Source organism: Ruegeria sp. AA3 (genome assembly GCF_056542905.1).
In genome coordinates, this window is record NZ_JBQGAQ010000018.1 from 49,287 (window position 1) to 58,323 (window position 9,037).

Consider the following 9,037-nt stretch of genomic DNA (forward strand, 5'->3'; position numbering starts at 1 on the left):
GATTTTACCGAAAGTCATTCACCCGCAGGATCCGACTTCGTCAATTTGCGGAACTGGCGGTATGAGCCACGGGTCGGTGTCAACTTTTCGATCAGTAAGAAAATTTGCAACAGGTCCATGTAATGCGCAAAATTGAAGCTTATTACTCACTACTTTCTTAGAATTATTTTTTGCTTATTATAACGATAAGTATCGCTTATCATGTATAATTGATTTTTGCGAAAAACCGGCGTAGAATGGCGCGATGACCGCCTTAGCGCCATACCTCCCCGCCCCCTCCCCTGCCCTCTCAGCAGAGGATCAGGAAGCACTCACTGATCTTTATGTGCGTGGCACGCCCGCCAATACGCTGCGGGCTTATGAGCGCGATCTGCTCTACATCACGGCTTGGAAGTCCGCGCGGTTCGATCTGGCGTTGCGGTGGCCCGAAACTGAAGCCACGGCGCTGGCCTTCATCCTCGATCATGCCCGCGATCTAAACGACGCCCCGCACGAGGACCGCGCGCGTCAGGCTGCGGAGGCACTGATCGCACAAAGGCTGCGCAAGTCCCTCGCCTGCCCGGCCCCGTCGACGCTGGACCGGCGCATCGCCTCGTGGCTGGCCTTTCACCGGATGAAGAACCTCGCCAGCCCGTTTGCCAGCCCTCAGGTGAAACAGGCCCGAGCCAAGGCCCGCCGCGCCGCTGCCCGGCCACCTGCCCCGAAATCTGCCCATCCGATCACCCGCCATGTGTTGGAGCAGCTGCTGGACACCTGTCGCGGCTCGCGCCGGGATTGCCGCGACCGGGCGCTCCTGATGCTGGGCTGGGCCAGCGGCGGGCGCCGGCGCTCTGAGATCACTGGGTTGATGCGCGAGGATGTCAGCCTCAAAGAGTTTGAAAAGACCGGCGTGGTCTGGATTTCCCTGCTGGAGACCAAGACCACAACTAAGGGCGAGACGCCCCGGCTGGTGCTCAAGGGCCGCGCGGCCCAGGCGCTAGTGCATTGGATCGAGGTGAGCGAGATCAAAGATGGCCCCCTCTTTCGCCCCGTCTCGAAAGCAGACCGGGTACTGAAACGCCGCCTCAGCCCGGACGCAATCGCGCAGATCGTCAAACATCGCCTTCGGTTGGCGGGGTTGCCCGAGGGCTTCGCCTCGCCCCACGGGCTGCGCTCAGGCTTTCTGACTCAGGCCGCGCTGGACGGTGCCCCGATCCAGGCCGCCATGCGCCTGTCTCTGCACCGCTCCCTGGCCCAGGCACAGAAATACTACGATGACGTCGATATTGCAGAGAATCCAGCCACAGATCTGTTGGGGTGAACGCGACGATAACCGCAAGCCACATTCATTTGGAAAGGCTGTTGCGATCTGAAATTGTCAAACTCGGCATTCTCGCTCCAGCGCGCCTCAGCCAGCTGGCGACGCACTCCATGATTTGTTTCGGACGCAGGAATGTAGAGTATGTGTTTCAGCTTTCCTCTAAGGCAACGCAACCGCAAGCCCTCGGAGCCAGGAACCAACTTTTAAGCCTGAATCGCACAGTGTTTCGCGCGCGAAACATCAATCGGCCTGAGATTTCAGCCACAGCTTCAGTCGATCTATGAATTTGGCATCTATGTCAGGGCCGCTCAACACCAGTTTCTGCCCCTGATCTGTCTGCTGAACTCGGATGCCACCCACTATCTCATCTGGCTCTGCACCGTTCTCCGCGACAGGCTTCCGAGGCGACTTATCACGCCCGTCTCTGACAATCAGATCAGCGAGCACCCTTGCTTCGGCATCCGCATTTTTGGGGGGATTATTTCTCAAACTCTGCGAAATACGATCACCCAGATTCAGATTTTCCTTGAGAGCTTTGGATAGGGCCAGTCCCAACCGTTCGGGTATTGCCGCAGCAAATCGCAGGTCTGCATCAAGCGCGTGGTAGATCACAATAAAAGACCCTATTTTTGATCTTTTGGCACGGCTGGCGGTCGAGAATAACCCGCGCAGAGCCGAGGCCTCGTCTGGATAAACCCCCTGCTCGGCCGCGCGCGCTGCGATCCGCGCCCGCTCGTAATAAGACAGCCCAACACGGATCTCGTTCTCCTCGACCATCGACAGATAGGCATCCGAGGCATTCTCGGGACGTCTGAGCAACGCCTGTACAGTCGCAAAACGCTCATCACCCGTTTCCGCATACAGCGCCTTTAGCGCGGTCAGGCGGCGCCAGCCAGAGATCAGGCCGAACCGGTCCTCGGCCAGCTTGACCACCTCGATCGGGGTTTGCTGGCCTCGGGCGCGCAAGCTTTCCACCAGTGCTGACATCTCATCCCCGTCCACCACGATCCGATCACGCACCAGATAGGTTTCCTCGATGGCGGTCAGCGGTATTTGCTGTATCAAACGTCCTTCAGCACGGGCCGTGCGGATCTCAGAGCTCAGGTCGTCCACGGCGGCCTGCAGTGCCGTGTCGCCAGCAACCTGCGCAATAGGCGGCGCAGAGAGCACTGGTGGGAACATGGATTTTGTCTCGAGTGTCGCGCCCGCTGCCTCTTCAGGCAGATAATTGGCACGGGCGGGGGTCAGCCGTTTGCGTTTTGCCATGTCAAATCCTCCTCATCTGCCCGTGATAGCCTCTGTTCTGCTCAATCCCGTTACTGCAACGTACGGTGCACCGCGTGGTTTGCAGAGCCACAGAAAGCGTTTCGCGCGCGAAACATCGGCCGGGCAGGGGGCTCATTCCGCCACCTCGGGCTGATTTGCGGCCTGCAACGCCAACTCCTCACGCCGCCAGACGCCCAGCACCAGCCGCTTGAAGGCAGCATAGGTCTCATCAAAGGTTTCTCGCCCGCGGGCATAGGTCTCGCGGTTGAAATCGCGGTAATCGGCCTCATAGATGCCGTTCACCTGCTCTCCGGCCTGACCGATCAGTGCGGTGAATTCCTGCCGGTGAGGCGACAGGGCGCTGCCCAGATAAGATTGCATCAACCCGGCCAGTTCCGCCTGTTGCGTGCCGTCATAGCGGGTGATGACCGTGCGCACCGCATCCCATTCAAACGCCATCTCATCGCGGCCAAGCGCGCGGGCGGCCATGTTTTCGCCCTCCTCGATCGATTGGAAGGTGGAATGCAGCATGTCGAAGAACCGCCCTGTGGAATCAAACTCCAGGAACGAGGCGCCCATAGGCACCAGCAGAATATCGGCCGCAGCCAAGCCGTTGATCGTCAGATAACCAAGCGCGGGAGGGGTATCGATGAAGATCAGATCATATTCATCCAGAATACCATCTGCCTCCAGTGTTTCGGTCAGTGCATCCCACAGTTTCCAACCCCGGGCTTGCATCCGCCAGACCGGGATCTGAAACTCAGCCCAATAGAGGTTCAACTGTGCCCCGATCAGATCGATATTGGGCCAGTGGGTTTTCTGGATTAGGCTGCTTGCGCGGGTGTCCAGCGCCTCCATCAGGGTATCATCGATAGGGTGGGGGGGCTCGCCCCGGTCCAGGCGCCCCTGATTTTCTCGGCGCAGGTATCCGGCATAGTGGCGGGCCAGTAGGGGAAACACAGTTTGCCATTCATCCGTGACCTTGCCGCCAAAGATAGACGTCATTGATCCCTGACTATCCAGATCGATTACCAGCACCTTGTAGCCGTCCAGGGCTGCCGACATGGCCAGGTGTGCGCAAGTCGAGGTCTTGCCGACGCCGCCTTTGAAATTGGCGACAGACACCAGCTTGGCGGGCAATCCTTCGGGTCGATAAGGGCGATACTCTTTGGCCTTTGATCCTTCTGACGCAAAATGAGTGCGGAGCCGCAGCACCTCATCCAGGGTAAACCATTTGGCTCCACCTTCAGATTCCGATCGGCCCTGTGGCAAATCCGGATTGGCCTTTAGGACTCGGCGAAAATGGGGTGCGGCAACCGGGATCAGATAGCGGGTGATTTCCCAAGTGGAAAATAAACGCAGTTGTCGCGCCTCTCCATCTTCGAGACCTCGGCTTGCAAGGTCTTCGCGCCCCTGAGTGCAGGCACTCGCAATAGCCGCAAAACTGGCTGTAGTAGAGGGGCTCCCCAGCTCTGCAAGAGCAGTGTCTGGATCAATGTTGAAATAGGGTGGAAGCCTGTCTTTCGAAGATATCGCCATGTGTCTTTTGCTCGATATGCTGTGTTTTCACGATTGTAACACAAAACATAGCATATGGAAGAACTACCGACATCAACCGATATTTTCTAAGCAAATCAAAGGACTGTATTTATGGAAAATGGCTGGTTTTGAAGAGGCCCAAATTTTTTTTAGTTAAAATATGGTTATTTATTAGTTACAGATCATAGGGCTTCTTCATAAAGCTTTGAAAAATAATATATTTATTGCTCCTCTTCGTGTCCAAGTGAATCTGATCCCACGATCAAGTGACTCTGATCCCACGTTAGACCGACTCTGATCCCACGATCGGGCGCTTTACCCGGCCTGTGGATAACTTTAGGGTAAGCGCCAATAAAACCACGAAAAAAGAATCGGGCAGGTCAGGGGCAGAGGTATGAGCTGGAGCACTTCAGTTCTGATTGATTTTTCATGAGTAGGAATGTGCCCGCTGGCGCAGGAGGGTTGATGCCGGACCGGTATCCGACCGCGGATTTTTTTGTCTGCGATATCTTCGATGCGCTGCCCAAAACGGACATGGGATCGATGGAGCATCCAATGTTCTCGCTCTCCACGCGCCCGGATCGACGCATCCTGAACTATGAGCATAACGGGGTGGAAATCACCGTCACGCCGTCTGTTCGGGGGCTGGCGACGATCCACGATAAGGATATCCTGATTTTCTGTATCAGCCAGCTGATGGCGGCGATCAACGCAGGCCGGGCGGTCAGTCGGGTCGTGCATCTGAAAGCGCATGATCTGCTGGTGGCGACCAACCGGGAAACCAGCGGTGACGGCTACAAACGGTTGCGCGAGGCGTTCGAGCGTCTCGCAGGTACGCGCATCACCACCAACATGGTGACCGGCGGGGTCGAGACAACCACAGGCTTCGGCCTGATCGAAAGCTGGGAGATCGTGCGCCACACGCGGGCAGGGCGGATGGTCAGTGTTTCGGTCAAGCTATCGGATTGGCTGTTCCGGGCGGTGCTGGCCAAATCGGTCCTGACACTCAGCCGCGATTACTTCCGCCTGCGCAAACCGCTGGAGCGGCGGATCTACGAACTGGCCCGCAAGCATTGCGGCCGCCAGCCCGAGTGGCGGGTGTCGGTTGAGACGTTGTTGAAGAAATCCGGATCAGCATCACCGCGCCGGGTGTTCCGTAAGATGGTGCGGGATATGATCGCCGCCGATCACTTGCCGGACTACCACCTCGAAGAAGAGCCCGGTGATATTATCCGTGTCAGTCGCCGCGATGTGCTGGTGGATGCCGCAAGCAAGCTGCACCTCAAACCCGAAACCCTGGAGCAAGCACGACGTCTTGCACCAGGCTGGGATATCTATGCTCTGGAAAGCGACTGGCAGGCTTGGTGGGTCAGCAGTGGCCGTAAACCGCTGAGAAGCCCGGATAAAGCGTTTTTGGGCTGGGTTAGAACGCGATCTGGGTGAGTATCTAAAAGTCTAGAACTTCAATCGTTACAGTTGCTTGAGAAAACAGACCATCGCCGTCTGTTACCCAATAGTCAAAGCTGTCGGTACCAGAAAAATCTGGATTTGGGCGATAAAGCAGTTGACCATCTTCCTGAAGATATACGTTCCCGTTGGGTGTTGTGGACAGGCCGTCCACGTAAAAAAGATCGTCTTCAGGGTGGGAATCGTTTGCTGTAACATCGATTAGAATATCTTGCCCAAACTGCGTAATAAACTGATCATCTTGAGCACTGGCCGCCACCCCGTCGAAAGAGATAATCCCGTTGTATTGGGCACCGCCCCAAAAATTAACAGAATAAGCGTTTTGAATTTGCTCATCAGTCATGTCCAGAGTGATAACGTGGCTAAACTTATGTAATTCCCCGGTGGCGCGATCGGAAATAAAATCTTCGATTAGAAGAATATTTTGACCGGACTCCGTTTTATAGTAGCCTTCATTGGCAATAAAGGGCGCTATATCGTGGTGCCAATTAAGCTCTTGAATATCACCCTCGAATTGGCGATCGCGGCTTCCTATAGAATCTGTCTTGATGCCATTAAAATATAGGGATTCACCTTCTGAAATGGTGGTGTCGCCCGTCATAATAAAGCTTATACGTCCCTCATTCAGTTGGTTCGAGGAGAGGATTGAGTGATGGTCTGAGTTGAAACCTATGAAATCTGTTTCGGTGTCATTTATTGACAGGTCTATAAAAATATTATCGTGATCTTTTCCATTAGATCCAAAGTGGAAGGGCTGCTCAAGGTTTATACCATCTTTGAAGCCACTAATGTCTAAATCATTTGCAACTATGTCGAAAGCATTCCCACCCAATTTAAAACCTGTCTGGACTCTGTTGAATGGCTCACTACTCTGTGTACCGATCAAATCCGCATTTAGGAATGTGTAGTGTGAAGTATATTGTACCTCGATCCCGTTGCTTGTTTCCCAATTTAGGAACCCATCAAAGATATTTCGTACATCATGGTTCTGGTGTGGGTTCGATTTTATAACCATTAGACCGACTTCGGTTCCAAAAGCTTCGTTGTCATGAAATCCCTGAACAACCGCAGAATCAGCGTCCATCGTCTGACTGCCATAAGCAATTTCTGATTGATCTAGGTTGTCACTAAGAGGATCTGTTTGTGCAGATCGATGCATCCAAACGTATCCGTGTGTAGTGTTTACAGCTACGTTTTCAGATGCTTCAACTAACCTGCCAGCAAAGAAGAAACCGTCTCCTGTGCGCCCATTATCGTGCCGAGCGACGTCGGTTAGCTCTTTTGCTGTCCAACTTCCCCAACCTATGCCCTCCGAATTGATCGCCATATTGCTTGACCATATTCCGGTTTCATCGCCATCTTCGGCCGCGAACGCTGCGCCAAAGACATCAAAGGCGACGTTATTGGTGAAATAGGCATGGCTTGAGTGGTGTACAAACCCCCAGCCGGGCGAACCACTGACCGTATTGCCAATAGCTATGGCGGGATCTTCCTGATTTTCGGTCCCGGTTTTGTGGAAGTGGAAAGAATAGCGTCCTTTGACGTTACTATCGGGCTCTATCGTGCCGAAAGCGCTGGCATCATCTGCAGGTGTCGACTTATCTGTCCGCCCCAGGTCATCAAAAGCAGCATAGCGTACATCCACATCATCCGAGTGCATGAACATCACGTGTCCCCGATGGTGCACCTCGGTTCCCTCGCCATCTTCGCTAGAGAATGTGATATTGCGAGACATATTCGCGACATAAGCAGACAAATCATCCCGGGGTGTATCGTGATCGTATTGCAGCGCGCGATCGAGGGTAATAGTGTTGCCGTCAATCGCAGTAATAACGACCTCTTCGTCTTCACTTTCGTGATGAATTACTGCGCGAACATCATTGTCCCAATACCAGCCCTGTTTATGGGTGCCGCTCAACACAATCGTATCGCCGATCTCCCAGCCTTCTGGGATTTCTGCCAGGCTGATTTGCGTGTCGCCAGCCATCGGCGCGTCAGAAACTTTGAGGAAGCTTGTTTTCTCGGCTCCGTGAATCTCCACCTCACCGTGTGAAAGAACACCGCGAGACAACAAAGACGGATCCCAGCTGGTATTTATGTCGCCGTTGTTGGCGATGACAATCTGTACGTCTACTCCGGCCTCAACCGGATTTTCTTCCGTGCCGATTTCCAACCGCCCTGTTGGGGAAACAACCATCGTGTCCAGCAAGATTTTGCTGTTCACGTCCGTGGCAAAAGCCAACTCTCCGTCCACACGAACCGAGAATAAGGATTCGTCGCTTTCTCCGTCATATAGAACCGAGATGCCTTCTGGAATCAGAACTTTGGCGCCCTCTTCCGGTATAATTCCGTTGTGCCACGTGGCTGGATCGAACCAATCGCCATCGCCAATTGCGACATGCGTAGCTTCGGCGCGCTCCACAAGATCCAGAAGCTGCATGTGTCCCATAGCCATGCCGGCATTGTCGCCATGGGCATGCGCGTCTGGCAGCGCCTTGACTGCTGCTACGTATGCGTCAACTTCGCTTGGATCCGTTGGCGGCGGGATGTATCCGTCACTGTGTCCACCATGACTGCCAGAGCCGCCGCCTGAACCATGGTCGCCGCTATCGTGCCCATCATGCCCGCCAGAATCCTGTCCGTCATCAGTATCATGACCGTCATGTCCACCGCTGTCACCGGTTCCCTGCCCGTCATCGGTGTCGTGGCCATCATGCCCATCGTCCCCATGGTCGGTATCTTGATCACCTGACGCACTATGACTCAGCGTATTGCCCGAAATAAGCTCACGCTGGCCGTTGCTGTCGGGGCCCTCCCATTCCAACTGCAGGGTCGAGGCCCCACCGGCTTCGAAATAACGCACTTCAATTTCATGGGGGCCTGCTGACAGGTCCAGCGTGATGCTCTGTTCTTCCGTGGCATGCAGCCCGTCATTGTCGATCACTGGCTGACCGTCAATGTAGAGCGCCGAGCCATCATCCGAGGTCAGAAACAGCGTATAGGTGCCACCCTCAGTGACATTCAGATTGCCCGTGTACTGAACTGCAAAGTTGTCTGACGGACCGCCCTCCCACAAAGACCCGCTGCTGCGGACGGTATTGAGTTCGGTCGCTGTGCCTGTTCCATACGGCGCGGCGTCAAAATCTATCTGGGACAGGCTAGAGATACCTGCCGCCAGAATAAAATATGCTCCGATCAGGCCTGGCATTTCTTCAGAATTGGATCCGTGGTCGCCGGTTCCATGTCCGTTATCTCCATCGGTATCCCCGGTGTCATGTCCACCATGGTCATCGCCGTCGCCGGTATCGGTTCCATGATCATCATGTCCGCCGTCATCAGTGTCATGCCCGCCGTGATCATCATCCATGTCGCCATGGCTGAACGCCTCGCCCGAGATGACCTCGCGCTGGCCGTTGCTGTCGGGGCCTTCCCATTCCAGCTGCAGTGTTGCCTCGCCGCCGCGCT

The 9,037-nt window shown here is 54.9% G+C and carries 6 protein-coding genes; 3 read left to right on the top strand and 3 right to left on the bottom strand.

The window, feature by feature from the left end; genetic code table 11:
• Positions 1 to 244: 244 nt before the first annotated feature.
• Positions 245 to 1,300, top strand: coding sequence for a tyrosine-type recombinase/integrase (locus tag ACR0JR_RS21105; RefSeq protein WP_480457975.1), 1,056 nt, complete (start codon positions 245 to 247; stop codon positions 1,298 to 1,300).
• Positions 1,301 to 1,540: 240 nt separating this feature from the next.
• Here ACR0JR_RS21105 and ACR0JR_RS21110 read toward each other — a convergent pair whose 3' ends face one another.
• Positions 1,541 to 2,566: a ParB/RepB/Spo0J family partition protein gene (locus tag ACR0JR_RS21110; RefSeq protein ID WP_480457977.1), complete on the bottom strand. Its 1,026-nt coding sequence runs from the start codon at positions 2,564 to 2,566 to the stop codon at positions 1,541 to 1,543.
• Between the two features lie 132 nt (positions 2,567 to 2,698).
• Entirely contained in the window at positions 2,699 to 4,105 is a 1,407-nt protein-coding gene (locus ACR0JR_RS21115; protein ID WP_480457979.1) for an AAA family ATPase, read from the bottom strand.
• 465 nt (positions 4,106 to 4,570) lie between these two features.
• Between ACR0JR_RS21115 and ACR0JR_RS21120 the strand changes: the two genes are divergently transcribed.
• Positions 4,571 to 5,548: a replication initiator protein A gene (locus ACR0JR_RS21120; RefSeq protein ID WP_480457981.1), complete on the top strand. Its 978-nt coding sequence runs from the start codon at positions 4,571 to 4,573 to the stop codon at positions 5,546 to 5,548.
• Between the two features lie 4 nt (positions 5,549 to 5,552).
• Here ACR0JR_RS21120 and ACR0JR_RS21125 read toward each other — a convergent pair whose 3' ends face one another.
• Complete coding sequence (locus ACR0JR_RS21125) at positions 5,553 to 8,780, bottom strand: PA14 domain-containing protein (RefSeq protein ID WP_480457983.1); 3,228 nt, start codon at positions 8,778 to 8,780, stop codon at positions 5,553 to 5,555.
• 33 nt (positions 8,781 to 8,813) lie between these two features.
• Here ACR0JR_RS21125 and ACR0JR_RS21130 point away from each other — a divergent pair.
• Positions 8,814 to 9,037, top strand: a 224-nt coding sequence (locus tag ACR0JR_RS21130) for a hypothetical protein (protein WP_480457984.1), incomplete at its 3' end; no start/stop codon positions are given.